Origin of the sequence: Streptomyces sp. AC550_RSS872, assembly GCF_019049285.1 — a bacterium.
Taxonomy (GTDB): Bacteria; Actinomycetota; Actinomycetes; order Streptomycetales; family Streptomycetaceae; genus Streptomyces.
Map to the genome: position 1 here is coordinate 1 of NZ_JAGMUL010000207.1, position 17,091 is coordinate 17,091.

At 68.2% G+C, this 17,091-nt stretch carries 11 protein-coding genes and 5 pseudogenes; 5 read left to right on the forward strand and 11 right to left on the reverse strand.

Features of this window, described 5'->3' with window-relative positions; genetic code table 11:
* The coding region (locus KUM44_RS42885; RefSeq protein ID WP_217212475.1) for an aldo/keto reductase at window positions 1-315 on the forward strand (315 nt) is incomplete at its 5' end.
* Between the two features lie 469 nt (window positions 316-784).
* Here the strand turns inward: KUM44_RS42885 and KUM44_RS42890 are convergent.
* Window positions 785-1,964: pseudogene (locus KUM44_RS42890) on the reverse strand (IS701 family transposase).
* Between the two features lie 93 nt (window positions 1,965-2,057).
* On the opposite strand from KUM44_RS42890, the pseudogene KUM44_RS47875 reads away from it, so the two are divergent.
* A pseudogene (locus KUM44_RS47875) lies at window positions 2,058-2,449 on the forward strand (IS5 family transposase).
* A 98-nt stretch (window positions 2,450-2,547) separates the two neighbouring features.
* Window positions 2,548-2,913 carry a transposase gene (locus KUM44_RS47880; protein WP_217215182.1) on the forward strand — a complete coding sequence of 122 codons (366 nt, stop codon included), beginning with the start codon at window positions 2,548-2,550 and terminating at the stop codon, window positions 2,911-2,913.
* A gap of 213 nt (window positions 2,914-3,126) precedes the next feature.
* Here KUM44_RS47880 and KUM44_RS47885 read toward each other — a convergent pair.
* The 5 genes and pseudogenes from KUM44_RS47885 to KUM44_RS42925 form a co-directional block, all read right to left on the reverse strand.
* A pseudogene (locus tag KUM44_RS47885) lies at window positions 3,127-5,115 on the reverse strand (beta-galactosidase).
* Window positions 5,116-5,568: 453 nt separating this feature from the next.
* Window positions 5,569-7,923: a sialidase family protein gene (locus KUM44_RS46550; RefSeq protein ID WP_254390954.1), complete on the reverse strand. Its 2,355-nt coding sequence runs from the start codon at window positions 7,921-7,923 to the stop codon at window positions 5,569-5,571.
* Between the two features lie 77 nt (window positions 7,924-8,000).
* Window positions 8,001-8,344, reverse strand: a pseudogene (locus KUM44_RS46555) (beta-galactosidase); the annotation flags it as partial.
* Window positions 8,345-9,182: 838 nt separating this feature from the next.
* Window positions 9,183-9,940, reverse strand: a pseudogene (locus KUM44_RS46560) (MMPL family transporter); the annotation flags it as partial.
* 219 nt (window positions 9,941-10,159) lie between these two features.
* Window positions 10,160-11,005: an NAD(P)H-binding protein gene (locus KUM44_RS42925; protein ID WP_217215185.1), complete on the reverse strand. Its 846-nt coding sequence runs from the start codon at window positions 11,003-11,005 to the stop codon at window positions 10,160-10,162.
* A 147-nt stretch (window positions 11,006-11,152) separates the two neighbouring features.
* Here KUM44_RS42925 and KUM44_RS42930 point away from each other — a divergent pair, with 147 nt between their 5' ends.
* Window positions 11,153-11,545, forward strand: a complete 393-nt coding sequence (locus KUM44_RS42930; RefSeq protein ID WP_217215186.1) for a helix-turn-helix domain-containing protein — start codon at window positions 11,153-11,155, stop codon at window positions 11,543-11,545.
* 681 nt (window positions 11,546-12,226) lie between these two features.
* On the opposite strand, the gene KUM44_RS42935 is transcribed toward KUM44_RS42930, so the two are convergent.
* The 4 genes from KUM44_RS42935 to KUM44_RS42945 form a co-directional block, all read right to left on the reverse strand.
* Window positions 12,227-12,397 (reverse strand): hypothetical protein, encoded by a 171-nt coding sequence (locus KUM44_RS42935; protein ID WP_217215187.1) that lies wholly within the window; start codon window positions 12,395-12,397, stop codon window positions 12,227-12,229.
* A gap of 841 nt (window positions 12,398-13,238) precedes the next feature.
* Window positions 13,239-13,463: a DUF6003 family protein gene (locus KUM44_RS47425; RefSeq protein WP_308402851.1), complete on the reverse strand. Its 225-nt coding sequence runs from the start codon at window positions 13,461-13,463 to the stop codon at window positions 13,239-13,241.
* 222 nt (window positions 13,464-13,685) lie between these two features.
* Window positions 13,686-14,543: an RNA polymerase sigma factor SigF gene (locus tag KUM44_RS42940; protein ID WP_308402852.1), complete on the reverse strand. Its 858-nt coding sequence runs from the start codon at window positions 14,541-14,543 to the stop codon at window positions 13,686-13,688.
* Between the two features lie 174 nt (window positions 14,544-14,717).
* Window positions 14,718-15,119 (reverse strand): ATP-binding protein, encoded by a 402-nt coding sequence (locus KUM44_RS42945; protein ID WP_217215188.1) that lies wholly within the window; start codon window positions 15,117-15,119, stop codon window positions 14,718-14,720.
* A gap of 287 nt (window positions 15,120-15,406) precedes the next feature.
* Here KUM44_RS42945 and KUM44_RS42950 point away from each other — a divergent pair, with 287 nt between their 5' ends.
* Window positions 15,407-16,159 (forward strand): GAF domain-containing protein, encoded by a 753-nt coding sequence (locus KUM44_RS42950; RefSeq protein WP_217215189.1) that lies wholly within the window; start codon window positions 15,407-15,409, stop codon window positions 16,157-16,159.
* 118 nt (window positions 16,160-16,277) lie between these two features.
* Here the strand turns inward: KUM44_RS42950 and KUM44_RS42955 are convergent, their stop codons facing one another.
* Complete coding sequence (locus KUM44_RS42955) at window positions 16,278-16,931, reverse strand: hypothetical protein (RefSeq protein ID WP_217215190.1); 654 nt, start codon at window positions 16,929-16,931, stop codon at window positions 16,278-16,280.
* Between the last annotated feature and the right edge of the window lie 160 nt (window positions 16,932-17,091).

Here is a 17,091-nt window from a genome sequence, read left to right on the forward strand (position 1 = left end):
ATGCGCAGCTGGGACGAGCGTTGGCAGGGCGAGAACCACACGTACAACGTGCACGCCATCGAACAGCTCAAGAATCTGGCCGACACCAAGGGCATCACTACCGCCCAACTTGCGCTGGCCTGGCTGCTCGCCCAGGGCGAGGACATCGCGCCCATTCCCGGCACCCGCAGCACCAAGCGCCTCGAGGAGAACGCCGGCGCCACCGACGTCCAGCTCTCCGCCGCTGATCTGGCCCGCATCACTGAGATCCTTCCCCACGGCTCGGCAGGCAGCCGCTACCCCGCCGCGATGCTGTCCAGCTTCACCACAGACTGACCGCGCCAAGCACACGCGCATGCGACGCCGGGCCCATCGGCCAAAGGCGGCACGCGGGCCAGTGCCGATAGCAGGGGGTACCGGGCGGGGGCTCAGGCCTTTTGCAAGGCGGGAGCTCGACGCGGCAGTGGTACTCGCCGACATCGACCTGTCGGCGAGTACCACCGTCGCGAAGGAACTCGGAGAGAACGCGCCGGCCATTCGCCTGCCTCGATCGTCCAGGCGCCGGCGGCGACGAGGTCGAAGCAGTGGCGGCAGAGGTTGAGTTGGCGGACTCGGGCGTCGGTGCCGATCATGGAGCGGGGACGCTCCTGGGTGCTGGTGCTGTATCAGGCGGCCGATCTCGGCGGCCTAGTAGTGCTTCGTTAGGTTCTGGATCTGCTGGTCGGCAGGGGTCGGCCGCAGGTGGTGCAGATGCCGGTCCAGCACCTCAGCAGGTCTTGGAGGACGTCGAGGACCTGGTAGAGGGTCAGGCCGGCATCTGGGCTTTTGGGTCGAGCCGCCGCAGGGTGAGGAAGGCCTGGGCGGCGGTGACGAGGGTGACATGGTGGTGCCGGCCGCGCCAGGTGCGGCCTTCGAAGTGGTCCAGGCCCAGGCCGTGTTTGAGTTCGCGGTAGTCGTGCTCGATCCGCCGGCGCATCTTCGCCCACCGCACCAGATCGGTGACCGGGGTGGTAACCGGCAGGTTGCTCACCCAGTAGCCGGTCGGCTCCGGCGCTTCTTCGGGCTGCTCGACGAGCAGGGTCCGCAGCGGCAGCACTCCGTCCCAGCAGTTGCGTCCGCCGGCCTGCTCCTGGGCGGTGCGGCTGGCTTCCTTGCCCGACGGCCTCACCTCGAGCACGGCGAAACGTGAGGTCATCGCGCCTTTGCTGCCCTGCCGCCAGGTGACCTCCTGAAACAGGGTGTCGGCGTCGATGAGGCCGGGAAGCGGTCGGGCCGGATCGCGGTAACGGGGCAACGTGGGCGGCCCCAGCCCGCCGTAGTCGGGCTGATGAGGCTCCGCAGTCGCGGGCCGGGCGATCTCCTTTGGATCGACGGCCATGACGTAGGACCAGCCGCGTTCCTCCAGCGCGAGCCGTAAGGAAACGCTGCGGCCGTAGCCGGCATCCGCCACGATCACCGGCACCACCAGCCCCTGCGCAGCCAGCCGGTCCAGCAGCCCCAGCGCCAGACGGGTCTTGGACACATGACAGACCCCCTCGGGCACCCCGGCCCGCCGGCGCCGCTGCTGGTCCTGCGACCATTCCTCAGGCAGGAACAACTCCCACTCCAGCGGACACGAGGCAGCGTCAGTGGCCGCGTGCACGCTGACAGCGACCTGGCAGTTCGCCCGCTTGCCCAACGCGCCGCAGTACTGCCGGGCCACCCCCACCGACGCGGTGCCGCACTTGGGGAACGACACATCGTCGACGACCCACACCTCGGGCTGGATCACCCCGCACAACCGTCGGGCGATCCGCTGACGCACCGGCGTCGTCCGGCAGCCGATCGGCCATCGGCTGGATCGACTTGCGCCGGCCGTCCAGCATCAGACCCCGCAGATAACACTCGCCCCACCGACGCTGATCCCGCCGCGGCAACGACCCGAACACATCGGCAACGAACTCCGATAACTCACCCCGGAGCCGTTCCACCTCCCCTAACCTCATACGGTGAAAATGCCCACCACCAGCCGAGATCACCCGACGTGACGAAGCACTATTAGGCAGTTTCGTTCGGATCAGTCGGTCGTTGGTCCGGGTGTGCCGTTAACAGATGCGCAGTGGGCGCGGATCGAGCCATTACTCCCGGACCGGACGCCAAGCGGGGTGGTCGCTGGCGTGATCACCGTGAGGTGATGGACGCGATCGCCTTCAAGTTCCAGGCCGGAACGCAGTGGGTCCATCTGCCGGAGAAGTATGGCAACTGGCGGGGCGTCTACAACCGGTTGCGGATGTGGGCCATCGATGGCACCTGGGAGCGGGTCTTCACCGCACTGATGGCCCAGGCCGACGCTGATGAGGACCTGACCTGGGCCGTGTCGGTGGACTCCACGATCGTGCGAGCTCATCAGCACGCGGCCGGAGCCCGCAAAAAGGGGCCCCGGCCGGCGAACCGGCCGACCACGCCATCGGCCGGTCTCGCGGCGGGCTGACCACGAAGATCCACCTCGCAGCCGATGCCCGTTGCCGGCCCCTGGCGTTCGTTCTCACTGCGGGATAGGCCGGCGATGCACCGGCCTTCACCGACGTCATGGCCCGCTTGCGCGTCCCCCGACGACGTGGTCGTCCACGCACCAGGCCGGACGTGGTCCTGGCGGATACGGCCTACTCGTCCCGCGCGATCCGCGACCACCTGCGAAAGCGCGGCATTCGGGCGGTGATCCCGATCCCGGCGGATCAGCGTGGTCACCGGCTGCGGCGGGGCAGTCGGGGCGGCAGGCCACCAGCCTTCGACCGCGAGACCTACAAGCAGCGCAACACCGGCCCTCCTTGGAGTCCGCGCCCAGGACGTACCGCCCGAGCATCGCGGCGTGAGCGTGGCGCTGGAAGTAGACGGCGGTGTCCAGGAGCCGGTCCACTTCCTTCGCCGTGTTCTCGCGGGCCTTCTCGGGGCTGACGAGCGAGGTCTTCGGGTCGTGGGTGTGACCGAGCTCGCTGGTCGGCACCAGGCCACGCCTCACGACCTGCCTGATGCTGAGTAGCTTCAGCAGCCGGAGCCGCAGAATCAGCGAAATGGTTGGCACTTGGTACAGCGCAGGTCGTGAGGCGTGTGTCGCCGTGGCGGGGCCAGGGTTGCGTCCTGAGAAATGGTGTACGGGCTCGGTCCAGGTCAGGTAATGCGCAGAACGGCGCAGCCACCGGGCGGGACTTCGTGTGCGACGGCCCCGGTGAGCAGGTCGTGCGCGGGCTCCGGCAGGTGCAGGGTGGCGGTGCGGTGGTTGATCAGGACGTGCCAGCGGCGGCCGTCGGGCGCGTGCCGTGTGACGGCTTCAACACCGGGCGGCAGACCTGGCAGTTCGGGCTCGACGCCGGCCTCCTTCAGCATCCGGCGAACCAGAGCGCCGTAGTCGGTCTCCTCCAGGCGGGTCGAGAGGTACCAGCTCTGCCCGGTGCCGAAGCGATGCCGGGTGAGCGCGGGACTGTCCGTGAGCATGCCGTGGGTGTACGTGGCGAGCGTTTCCGCGCCCTCGGCGCGCAGGGACTCGCTCCAGACGGTGCCGTGTGATCCGTCCGACAGGGCGATCCGCTCGGCCCGCCGCAGCGGCCGGTACTCCTCGACGCGGACGCCCAGCGCCTCGCACAGCGGCGCGCGGCGGGGTAGCCGCCCAGCCGGGCATGCAGGCGCTCGTCGACGAATCCGCTCGCGTGTTGGACGAGCAGCGTCCCACCACCCTCGACGTAACGGCGCAAATTCTCGGCGCCCGCGTCGGACATCAGGAACAGAGCCGGCGCGATGACCAGTGGATAGCGGCCCAGCTCGTGTTCGGGGTGGGCGAAGTCGACCGTGACACCCGCGTCCCACAGAGCTCGGTGTGCTCGGCCCAGTTCCGCGTGGCAGTCGAGGTCGGGGGAGGGCAGGTCGTCCATGCTCAGCGCCCACCAGGCGTCCGAGTCGTGGAGGACGGCCACCGGGGCGGTGACCGTCGATCCCGCCAGCTCACCGAGCCGGGCGACCGCCTCGTCGACCTGCGTGACCTCGCGGAAGACGCGGCTGTCGGGTCCCGCGTGCGGGACCATCGCCGAGTGCCACATCTCAGCGCCGGCCCGGGACTGCCGCCACTGGAAGAACAGGGCGCCCTCCGAACCACGAGCGATGTGGCCGAGGGTGTGGCGCACGATGTCCCCGGGCTCCTTGGCGAGGGCCCGGTCGCGGTCATAGACGGTACTGGTGCCCTGCTCCATCAGCAGCCAGGGGCTGCCGCCGGCCAGGGAGCGGGTGCGGTCGGCGTGGAAGGCGACGTCGGCGGCGGCGTCCAGACCGGGTGAGGTGGGGTACTGGTCGGAGCTGACCACGTCGAGTTCGCGGGCGAGGACCCACAGATCGATGTTCTGGTAGGCGGGGAGCATCAGGTTGGTTGTGACCGGCCGGTCACTGTGCGCGCGGATCGCGTCGCGCTGCTCGCGGTAGGCAGCGATGACCTCGTCGGACCAGAAGCGGTGGAAGTCCAGTGCTTGGCCGGGGTTCTTGTGCCACTGCGTCGCGCGCGGCGGCAGCACCTGCTCCCAGGAGGTGTAGCGCTGGCTCCAGAAGGCCGTCCCCCAGGCGTCGTTGAGGGCCTCCAGCGAGCCGTGGCGGGCGCGCAGCCACACCCTGAAGGCCGCGCCCGTGTGGTCGCAGTAACAGATCGTGCCGTACTCGTTGTGCACGTGCCACAGCGCGAGTGGCAGGGTGGTCGCCGTACCGCTCGGCCAGGGCGGAGGCGATCCGGCGGGCCGCGGTGCGGTAGGCGGGCGCGGTGAGGCAGTAGGTGTCGCGGCTGCCGTGGGTGAGGCGGGTGCCTTCGGGGGTGACCGGAAGCGCGTCGGGGTGGGCCAGGCTGAACCAGGGCGGCGGGGAGGCAGTCGGAGTGGCGAGGTCGACGGCCACGCCGTTCGCGTGGAGGCGTTCGACGTGGGCGTCGAGCCAGGAGAAGTCGTAGCGGCCCTGCTCGGGTTCGAGCAGGGCCCAGGAGAAGACACCGAGGGTGGCCAGGTTGACCCTGGCCCGGCGCATGAGCTCGTCGTCCTACTTCCAGACCGGCTCCCCCCACTGCTCGGGGTTGTAGTCCCCGCCGAAGGCGAGCCCGCCCAGGCGGTCGGTGATGCTGCGTGTGGTCATGACGGTGCTTCCTTGTGGAGAGTCGGGTGCTGTTTCCGGTCCGCCTGACCGTCCGTACGAAGAGTCGGGCGGTACTTTCCCGCAGTGGGCGGGCGGGTGCGGCTCTCAGGTGTGGCGTCACTGAGGCCGCGCGCATGCATGACAGATACCTGCTTTCCGTCAGAAAGGTGGCAGGGCAGGGCAGGTGCTGGCGGGGGTTCCGAAACGTCCGCCGGCACCGGGCAGGTGTGAGCGGTGTGAGCCAGTGCGGTGCGGTCGTCTTCCCTCAGAGTGCCGAGGGTCGAGGGTGACCGGACGGGCGAGCCTGAGCTGGTGTAGGCGGCTATGACGAAGCACGTCCAGGCCCTGCTCGGTGATCAGCTCGCTGACGCGTCAACGTCCTGTGGGCTCTGTCCGTGATCGACTGTCCTACGAGGTCACACCTCCGGTCACGACAGCCGTTTGACAACGGCATCAGGAAGCGATGTCGCCGTAGACTATGCCGCGGGCGCTGAGGTAGACGCGGCCGTAGACGAGCGGGTCGCCGGTGATGGCGGACCCGGCGAAGGCCCACTGGTGGTCGTCGTCGTTGATGCGGATCCAGGATTTGCCGCCGTCGGTCGAGCGGAAGATGCCGTCCTGGCCTTCGACCGTGGCTGAGGTGTAGATCGCCGGGTAGCCGGATCGTCTGGCGGCCTTGCCGAAGCCGACCGAGATCGCCAAGTCGATCGTGCGGATGCGCTTCCAGGTCGTGCCGCCGTCCTTGGACTGCCACAGGCCCGTTTCGACGTCATCCTTGTCGCTGCGGCTGGCGAGCCAGATGTGGCCCTTGTGGCCGGGGGCGACCCTGAAGTCGTCGACGCCTTCGGCGGGCAGGCCGGTCGCTCCGGTGTCGGAGAACGTCGCGCCCCTGTCGGAGCTTCGGTAGAACGTGCCGCTGGAGAAGGCGTACAGGACGGACCGTTTGACGCGGTCGGATCGGATCCTGGCGCCTGCCGGGAGTCCCCGGACCGGGTTCCACGTCTTGCCCAGGTCGGTGCTGCGGACCGGGGTGACGTCGGTGTTGCCGGGCGCCCACAGGAGCGCGGCGGCGTCGGCGGTGATCGCGACGACGCCGCCGTGGTTGTTGCCCGGGAGGCCTGCGAGTCGCGTTGCGTTCCGCCAGGTCTTGCCGCGGTCGGTGGAGACGATGACGTGGCCGGACGTGTCGCTGTTGACGTCGCCGCTGCCGACGATGATGTCCGGGTCGGACTGGGCGTAGTCGAGACTGGTGCCGCTCCAGCCGGGGTGGATCATCTCCTCGGCCCGGTCGAGGTCGGTGTGGACGAAGCCGTTGACGTCGCCCATGGCGGAGACGAGGGTGCCGCCGAGGGCGGCGAGGTCGCGGACCCAGGTCATTTCCACGCCTTCGGCCCGCACTCCGACCGTGAACCGCTCGACGGGCAACGCGATCCGCTCGCCGGCCTCGTTCTTGCCGATCAGCTCGCCCTGGGTGTCCCACTGCGTCAGTTCCTCGGTGCCCCAGATGGTGGCGCCGGTGCCCCACATGATGCGGTCGGAGTTGTGCGGGTCGATCGCCAGGCCGTCGATCATCCACCCGTGCTTGACCGCGTATGCGGGCCCCTGGTCGACGCCGCCCCAGTCCAGCCACGGCGTGCCGGTGTGGTCCATGACGAAGCGGTCGGTGCGCTCGGTGCCTTCGGCGTAGTCCCAGCTGAGCTGCCAGGTCTTGCCGGAGTCCGTGGAGCGGTAGAGGATCTCGTCGGGGGCCCAGTTGTTGCACGTGGCCGCCATGAGCGTGCCGGGGTTCTGGCGGTCGATGGTCAGACCGCCGAAACCGGGGATCGGGCCTTTGGGGTTGTACGCGGGGGTGATGTCGGTCCATCGGCCGGTCCGGGTCTCCAGCCGCCAGATCTGGCCGCCGTTGCCCGAGGCCGGTGCGCCGTTGTAGGGGCCGGGGTCCCAGCCGGTGACGATGTAGAGGTACCCGTTCGAGTTGTCCACGGCGGACTGCTTGGGGATGGTTCGGTTCCCGTCGACCTCGCCGAGCGCCTCGGCCGCGCCGGGCACGGGCTGCCAGGTGGCTCCGCCGTCCTTGGACACATAGAGCGGGTCGTCCGGATCGGCCACGCCCACGTAGATGTCGCCGCCGGTCCGGTCGAAGTCGATCCAGATCACGCCCTGGTTGTCGGCGAGGTACTCGTTGGTGGGGTCGACGACGAAGTTGCCGGGGTTGGGGAAGTTCTCGACCGCGGCCCAGGTGCGGCCGTAGTCGGTCGAGCGCCACAGGCCGTTCCCGCTGGGGGTGCCCAGGTACAGCTGTGCGTTGTCGGCCGGGTTGACGACCAGGCGCTCGCCCATGCCGCGGCCGGGCATGTTGCCGCCCTGTTTGAACGGCAGCGGTGCGACGCCCCAGGTCTCGCCGTAGTCGTCGGAGTAGAGGACGGCGCCGTTGTTGGGGTCCCAGTCGGTGGTGTAGGCGCCGACCGCGGCATAGACGCGGTTGGTTTCGACCGGGTCGGTGGCCATCGAGACCACGTACTGGTAGCCCCAGTTGTCGCGGTCGACCCAGTCCATCAGCTGCTTCCAGGTCCGGGACTCCTCCTGCCACCGGAAGGCACCGGCGACGTCGGTGCGGGCGTAGATCAGGTTCCGCTCGGTCTCGTTGAAGATGATGCCGGGAACGAAGCCGCCGCAGTTGACGACGACGTTCTTCCAGGCGTAGGCGTCCTTGCCTCGCGGATCGGCCTGGGCGAAGGCCGGGGCGGGCGCGGCACCGGCCGCGACCGCGGCCGCGCCGAGGGAGGCGATGAACGTGCGTCGTCGCATGACGCTCTCCTTTGCGTTGGATACGAGAGGTTGGTCTTCGACTCGCCCGGCACACGGACATCGCCCAGGTACCACCCGAAGCCGACGACCGAGAGGTGGGCGGCGTAGCGGGCCCGTGATTGCGCGGATCACCCGCCAGGCGTGAAAGCGGAACGCTGCTGCGTGATGTCGCCCTCCTGACGGGCGCCCCACGCGGCGCCGCTCGGTGGGTCCTCCGCGGCGATCTCCGGGTACTGCCGGGCCGGCCACGGGGGCACCGCGTAGGTGGGGGTGCCGAGGACGACGGAGATGCCGCGCTCGTGGCGCCGTCGAGGACGGGTTGCAGCCAATCGAGTTGGAAACAACCGTTCTCCGGTTCCCAGGACCAGAGCGACTCGTCTACGCGGAGGACGGTGTACTTCGCCTGCGCCATGAGTTCGACAGCGCGCGGGCCGATGGGTCATGCGAAGTCCTCGAGGAGAGGTAGGGGTACTGCCCGCCGTGACCCTGGCGGGCGGTTGCGGGATGTCGTACGTCGTCACATAACCGATGGCCCCGCGCGAAGTGTCGAAGCGCTTCACTCGGCAACTCAAGTTAAATGACAACTCTGTGGCGAAACAAGAGGAGTGAAGGCAACACGGCCTTGTTTCTCGCAGGTATCGGCACCGTCTCCAGGGCGATGGGATCGTCGAAGCGCTTCACCATCTGGGTGTCATTCCTCGGGTTCTGCTGCGCCTGTCGTAAGAGTCCGCCTACTCACCGCCCACCTCCGCGCGGGCGGCCTCGGCGCGATCGCCGACCTGGGCTTCGTCGGCCTCGACGACAGCGGACCGGACGCCGACCCCGCGGTGATCACCGGCCACACACCGGCCACAAGGCCACACGCAACCGGCCCCTGACCCGCAGCCAGAAACTGTCCAACACGACACTGGCTGCCGTCCGCGCCCCGGTCGAGCACGGCTTCGCTCACCTGAAGTACTGGCGCGTGCTCGGCAAGGTACACACCGACCCGAAGTGGGCAACCACGCCGGTGAGGGCAGGGTGTGGTCGAGCATGATGGGGGCCTGGTCGAGGCGGCACACCACGGTCGCGGCGCCTCCTTGTTGGGCGTCGTCACGCAGCCCACTGCCACAGCCGACGGCAAGCCGTTCACCAACCACGGCGGACTGGCGGTGCGGTCTTCTTCTCCCGGCCACGGGTGGGCGTAGACCGGCAGTTCGACGGGCTTGCGGCCCTCGCGCTCGGCTGCCTCGCTCGCCTCCGCCGGGTGCGCAGCCGGTTCAGCAGACCCGCTCGGGCTCCTTGTGTTCCGCCTGCGGGGTTTTCTGGAGGCGGGTGCCCTCGACGGGGAGGTTGGGCAGGACGCGGTCGAGCCAGGCGGGGAGCCACCAGGCGTGGCGTCCGGCGAGGGCGAGGACGGCCGGGACGAGGGTCAGGCGGACGGCGAAGGCGTCGATGGCCACGCCGACGGCGAGGGCGAAGGCGATGGGCTTGATCAGGGCGTCGTCGAGGGGGAAGAAGCCGGCGAAGACGGTGAACATGATCAGGGCGGCCGCGGTGACGACCCGGACGCTGTGCCGCGCGGTCGGTCACCGAGCGGCGGGCCACCCCGGGGTGCACCCATTCCTCCCGCATTCCGGAGACGAGGAACACCTCGTAGTCCATGGCGAGTCCGAAGAGCACGCCGATCAGGATGATCGGCAGGAAGCTGACGACGGGACCGGTGTGGGCGAGGCCGAGGACGTCGGCCAGCCAGCCCCACTGGAACAGGGCGACGACCAGGCCGAGCGAGGCGGCGACCGAGAGCAGGAAGCCGACGGCGGCCCTTGAGGGGGACGACCAGCGAGCGGAACACCATGGTCAGCAGGAGCAGACTGAGGCCGATGACGATCGCCATGAACGGCAGCAGGGAGTCGCTGAGACGGTTGGAGACGTCGATGTTGACGGCGGTGGTGCCGGTGACGGCGACCCTTGCTCCGGTGGTTTCGCGCAGTTGCGGGGCGGCGACACGGATGTCGCGGACGAGCGGCGAACAGCGCACGACGAACAGCGCACGGCGACGAATCGAGCAGGCCCGCCGTGAGCGGGTGCGAGGAAAGTCGGGGCGGTTTGAATTGATTTTCCCCACCCTGAACTCGGCACATTTCCGGACCTGCTCACCTTGGATCCCCACTCCGAGGCGCGGGAACCGTCTGGTTGCCGTCGGCGGTGCGTCGTGATGGATTGCCCAGGAATGGCTTGGCCGGAGACGCAGGGTCTATCGGAAGGCGGCGATGTGGCGCTGGGCCCAGTCGGCGAAGGTGCGGGGCGCGCAGCCGAGGAGCCGCTCGACGTCGGGGCTGATGCGCTGCTCGGCGGGGGTGGGCTCACCCAGGATGGTCAGCGTGGTCTCGACGACGGGCTCGGGCATGAACCGCAGCATCTGTGCGTGGGCCTCGTCGCGGCTCTGCTCGATGAAACGGACGGGTTCGCCGAGTGCGTCGGCAATCGCCTCGGCCCGCTGGCGGGGAGTGCTGAGGGCGGGCCCGGTCAGCTCGTATATCTGTCCGGCGTGGCCGTCCTCCCGCAGGGCTGTGGCGGCGACTTCGGCGATGTCGTCCGGGTCGATGGTCGGCAGGCCGATGTCGGCGAACGGCGCGGCGGCGGTCCTTCGGGTGCGGATCGACTCGGCCCAGGCGTACGCGTTGGAGTTGAAGCCTCCGGGCCGCAGGATCGTCCAGTCCACGCCTGACTGCTGGACGGCGTCCTCGATGGATCGTCCCAGGTCCCCGTGAGAGGCCGAATGCGGTCGGGTCGCGACTCCTTGGGAGGACAGCAGGACGACCCGCCCGACACCGCCGGCCTTGGCGACGTCGAGGATGTCCTGGGGGCTCAGCAGGTGCGCGCTGGGGCCGCCGCTTTGAAGGAACAGTGCCTCGGCTCCGTCGAAAACGGGCCGAAGGCTCTCAGGATCGACCAGATCCGCCTGCGTGTACTGGACGCTCTCCGGTACGTCCGCGTCCGAGATCCCCCGGGATGTCGCGGTCACCTGCGCACCGGATTCCGCGAGGGCCTGCACGAGCGATCGGCCGACGTTACCGGTCGCACCCGTCACTACGAACATGAACAACTCCCGTGTCAACTCAGCATGGTTGTGGCCGCCCGAGTGGGCGGGGCCGCCGCGGAGAGCTGTCTCTGGGCGACACGGGGACGCTAACACCGTCGATATAGTAGGTACCTACAGGAAAGTGACTATCCCTAGGGTGTGTGTATGGCCGGTGATGCTGACTGGGTCGCAGCCGCTGCGACCGACCCGGAACTCGCCTGTCCGACCAGTGCGGTCGTGGACATCGTGTTCAGCCGGTGGACCACGCCGATCCTGTGGACGCTCAACATGCATGGTCGGCAACGGTTCGTCGAGCTGGAACGACGGATCGGCACGATCACACCAAAGGTACTGACCCAGCGGCTGCGTCAGCTGGAACGCGACGGCATGGTCGTGCGTACGTACCACCCGGAGGTCCCCCCCAGGGTCGAGTACGAGATCAGCGAGCTGGGCCGCAGCCTGGCCCCACTCTTCGCCCACCTCGCCGAATGGGCTGCCGACAACCTGGACAAGGTCGAGCAGGCCCGGCACGACTACGACTCCGTTCCACCCCGGTAGCGCGTCAGCGAGAGGGCTCGATCCTGTCCGAACTTCCGCTACCTGGTTGATCCCGCAGGCAAGAGGGGCGAAGAGCCGGACTGGCGTACCGGCCCAAGCGCGCCCGGATCACCCCCGACTCGTGAGCCCGGCCTACGGCAGCCGCGAGAAGTACGAGCGGTGGCACATACGCACCTGCGCACGCTGTGGCCGCCGCGCCGCCAAGTCCGCGAACTGGTCAGACGGCGCCATCTGCCGCACCTGTTACGAGCGGGCCATGCGGGACCGGGGCCGCTGCCCAGGCTGCGGAACCGAGCGGCTACTTCCCGGTCGGGACGCCGCGGGAGCCACGATCTGCCGGGACTGCGCAGGCATCAGCCGTGACGTACTACGCCCTGCCGGATTCCGGAAGGAACTGGGCGACGAACCCGTCCAGGAGATCCGGCCGGTCGTGGTTGTCCCACGCCGAGCCGTGATCGACCGCTTCCCCTGGCGGGTGCCGCAGACAAGGCTCTTGACCAGGGGTCAGTCGTGCGGCAACCGAGACGGCATCCTCGTAGCGCCCACGGGCCATCGGCAGGTATGGCCTCATCAACGTGCCCGCGTTCAAGGTCCGGAGCACCGCCCCCTCGCCCAGTCGCAGGGGCGGTGCTCCCGTACCGCTCACAGCTGCCACTCCGGGCAGTTTCTCTCGCGTGATCATCAGGCCTGAGCCTGTCTTGCCGCGCGGGTTCGACGTACGACGGTGCGGTGCCACTTGGTGATGACGGCTGCGGGCTCACCGAAGTAGGACCAGGGCACCGGGGTGGCCCGACCGTCGACCAGTTCGAAGAGGTGCGCCGCTTCGGAGTGGAGGCCGCCTTCGCACGCCACGAGACACCATTCTCACATCGGCTTCAGCAACAAGCGGATCACGGGCCTGCCGACCGGTGTGATCGCTGAACTTCTGGGCCGAGTTGGGCCCTTTGCGGCATCAACGGCACCGGGCAAGGCTTGCGGCGCAGCCATGAAAGCCTGGAGTGCCGTCAGTCAGAGGGCCGCCTCTGCACGGGGCACGGCACGCCCTGCACGTGAAAGACTCCCACAGACGATCAGTCGTCGTCGTGTGTTGCGATCACCACGAGGAATGCGTCCGACTTCAGGTCCATGACGACCTTGGCGGGCTCGCCCCTCGCGCGGCGCGCCGCCGCATACTCCTCCGCCGGCCACGATCCGCGCGGAGATCCCGCAGGAAAACGCTCCAGCACTTTCCTGCCCATCGAGGCAGACACCTGACACCTCCAGAATCGACCATCGACTCGAAGCGGGTACTCCCGTAGAACCCGCCTGCCCCGGATCCGGGCCGGTATGTCTGTACCCGGACAACCGCGGGCCCCGCGCCGACGCAGCCCGCCAACAGGCGCGCTCCGGACGGACGTTGCGCGCGGCCGGCATCTCTGATCTCTACACGCAAGGGCGGGGCTCTCGTAATCTGCTTCAACTGACAACGGAACCGATACGACCGCCGCCTTGCCCAAGACCCCGCGGATCAGGCCGGCAGTCTGGACTTCGTGCGTGGGGTCCGCACGGGGCCTCCTTGGGCGTGCCGATATGCCTCGGAGCCCATGACCGACCGTCCACGGCGTGGATGAGTATCAAGGAAGGCGGGCTCGGCGTCCGCAATGGCAGCGCGCGGTCGCCGTGGGCACCGATGTCCCCGCCTCACGCCATGGTGTCAGCTTTGGACCAACCGACCGATGTCCTGGGGATCCAGCCCTGTGAGCTGGGCGATACGCGGTGCCGGAACAACACCAGCTGTCAGCGCCCGGTGCACGAGTGCCTCCCGGTAATGAGTGAGGTCCCGGAATAGGGCGGCCCAACACACCCGCCCGGCGTCCTCCGGGATGAGCGCCTCCGCTCCTGCCGGAAGGATCCTGACCTGCTCCGAGGATGCGGTCACACCATGAGAAGAAACAGATGAGCGTCATCGGCCATCGCGCAGCATCGCCTTCTCGATCGCAGCAGCGGGGCACTGAGGCGATCGCTGCGACCGCTACACCGTCCGCAGCCGTATCGCACCCATCGACAGCGCCGTCGTCATTCGACATTCGACGAGTTCCTCGTGACCGTCGTCCGACTCCCTCGCGCCGGCCGCCCACAGGGGTGAGACGGCCGAGGCTGATCAGCTCGGGGTTTCGAGGGAGAGCATGCCTGAGCGCAGGCGGGCCAGAATACGGGTGATGAGCCGTGAGACATGCATCTGGGAGACGCCGAGTTCCGTCCCGATCTGTGCCTGGGTGAGCTCCTCGACGAACCTCATGTGGAGGATGCGGCGGTCCCGTTCATTCAGGTCGGCGATGAGGGGCGCGAGCGCATGGAAGTCCTCGACGAGTTCGAGGGCGGGATCGTCTTCGCCGATGAACTCGGACAGAGTCACCTCACCGTCGTCGGCGTCGATGCCGAGGGCGGCGTCCAGGGATGCGGCGGTGTAGCCGTTCGCCGCCATCTGGGCGTCGATGACCTCGTCCTCGGTGAGGTCCATCAAAGAGGCCAGTTCTGAGACCTTGGGGGTGCGGCCAAGGCGAGTGCTGAGTTCCTCGGTGGCCTTGGCGAGTTCCGTACGCGCCTCCTGTAGACGCCGCGGAACGTGCACGGACCAAGAGGTGTCGCGGAAGAACCGCTTGATCTCACCCATGATGTAGGGCACGGCGAAGCTGGTGAACTGGACCTCGCGGGAGACCTCGAACCGGTCGATGGCCTTGATCAGACCGATGGTGCCGACCTGGACGATGTCCTCCATGTCCTCGCTGCGGCTACGGAAGCGGCCGGCGGCAAAGCGCACCAGCGACATGTTCATCTCGATCAGGGTGTTGCGCGCGTACTGATACTCGCGGGTTCCCTCCTCGAGCACCGCAAGCCGCTCGAAGAACAGCCTGGACATCGCCCGGGCGTCGTTGGGCGCCATCTTCTGCGGGTTGGTGATCTGTGGCAGCTCGGTGTCGGAATCCGTCGTTGTCTCGACGTGCGTCGTGGCTGTCACAAGCCCTCCCTGTCGCCCCGGTCTCGTCGGGCAACCAGCAGACCGGCCTCAGGCGCGCTTACCCGGCGTCACCACTTTCATGCCCTGGCGGGTGCGCGGAGCGTGATCAGCGGCGGCCCGTCGGACCAATCCCGGTGCGGCTGCGCGGTGGAGTGGCGGTGTCGTTCCTCGAGGTCAGTGCGCCAGAGGCAGAACAGCCCGCACGGTCTTCCCACCCGGTCTGGTGCAGACGTCTACGTCTGCGGACAACTCCTGGATCAGCGGCCAGCCGAAGCCGCCCGGCCCCCATTGCGCGGTTCGCTCGGACCGTCGCGGACGGGGCGGGTCCGGACTTGCGTCTTCGACACTCACCGTGACTGTTCCTGGGTCCGCCCGCAGCTCAAAGCCAGTGACCCCGCCGGCGTGCACCGCCGCGTTGGTGACCAACTCCGACACCACGATCAGTACGGCCTCCGCCTCCGCCACATCCGTGGGCGCGATCACCGACAGAAAGCCTCTTGCCATGTCCCGCGCGCGCTCCGCTGTCTGCGGGCTGCTCCCGAGCAGGGAGTCCTCCGCGTCGAAGTAGTGCACCATCGCAACCTCCGGTGCTCGTCGCGGTTCCTTCTTTACCCGCTTGCCCGCATCTGCGTGATTCAACAAGCCATCCACTCGCGTGGCGGCAGGGTGGCGGCGACGCGCACCGTCACCGTTCAAAGCCGCCCCAAGTAGCCGCCACAGCAGCAGAGTTGGGTGGGCGACACATGAGATGGCCTGTCGGGTGGTAGGCGCACTCTTACCTCTTGGGCGCCGGGTACGGCCATCCGTACCGCTCTCAGGGCGCCCGCAACGCGCGATCAGTGCGCGACTGAAGGATGATGACGATGCTGGAGGAAACACCGGAAACATCATCGATTGTGCATGACGTCTCGGTCGCGGCAGCGGTGGGGCGAGGTACTCTGCCACGCCGACTGTGCACCGCGTTCGCGGAGGGCATGGGGGCGCAGCGAGCGGCTCTCTCGCTTCTTCCGAGTCTGAACCGCTGGCAACTGCTGCATGCCACCGATGAATCGGCGCTACTGGGCGAGGCCGTGCAGTTCACGCTTGCTGACGGGCCGTCGATCAATGCGGCACTGGAGATGCGGCCGGTCCTGTTCTCGGGCTTGCAGGACCAGGTACTGGCGCTGCCGTTGAACGAACGCCGTACGCCGATCGGCGTCATGTGCCTGTACTACACGCAACCGGCGCAGGTGACAGGCTCCCACATCGAGTATGCGCAACATGCCGCTGACGTTGCCTTGGACGCGCTACTGCGCTGGCGGCAGGTGCACGCGAGCACGGGTTGTCAGCGCCCGGTGTGGACAACGGATACACGTGCGGCACGCTGGCACCGCATCCACCAGGCCGCCGAACGGGTCGCGGGATGCGAAGGCTGCTCCACCGAGGATGCGTTGGCCTGGCTGCGGGCAGTCAGCGCGCGCGACGGGCTGTCGCTCCTCGACACAGCTGACGGCCTCTTGCAGCCCAAGCCTGCGCCCCAGGAAGAGGTGGCACAGCAGCGGCAGCGTCACCGGCGTGTGTCCGTGGGAGCGGCAAGGGAGTGGGCGGGAGGCGCTTCGGTCACTTCGCCGTCGTAAGCTTGATCCTTAACGTCTGGCGTTCTGCGTCATCGGAACCTTGATCGCTTGTCGTTGAGGCTTGACTGCCGGAAGAGGCCACTTACCTGCTGGATCTGGGCAGGTTCACGTGCAGAGCTCAACTCAGAGGTTCGCTCTTCAACGCGTGGCTGACCTCCTCGAAGAACGTCTCGCGTGAGCGCCTTACAGCCTGCTGGCTTTGATTCATCGTCTCCTGGGCCATGCTCCGGAGAGCCTCGTCCGTGAAGGCAGCCGCGGACTCGACCGTTGCGAGGCAAGAGTCCAGGTAGGAGCCGACATGGCGTGTCAACCTGCGCACTGCTGCGCGAACAGGCTCCGGTCCCTCTACGGCGGCTTTGGCGCCGAAGGGGCGCAAGGCATCAACAAGCTCCCGGGCCTGTCGCCTCTCCTCCGCCCTAGCCTCATCAGCCAGTTCCAGCGCGACGCTCTCAACCGCTCCGGCTGGTCTCAGGTACGCGACGAGCAGTTTGGTGGCCTGCTTCCGAACGGGATCAATGGCGTCCACGGCCGCGTCGAGTGCTGCGGCGTAGGCCGTGTATACCTCGCGACGTGTCTGGGACCGCCACAAGTGATGCTGAGCACGAGCCTGCTGACGCGAGGCCCGGCCGGCGATCAGGGCCGCCAAAGTCGCCGTCGCACCACCGATCGCGGCGCCTACGAGTGCCGCCACCCCCTGGTCCACCGTGGCTCCCTTTCCGTCGGCAGATGCTGGCAGATGAACGACAGCCGTGTACATGAACGTACTGATCATTAGTCTTCGATGGCAACGACCAGCCTTCGCCGCCATGGGACTTCTAGCTTGATCATCGACGTTCGGCAGGTCGCTCGTTCGGGTGATCGCCGGACGTGGGTACGGCCTTCGCCTGATCCTGAACTCTGCGACGAGGTCATGGTGTTCACGAAGAAGGCCG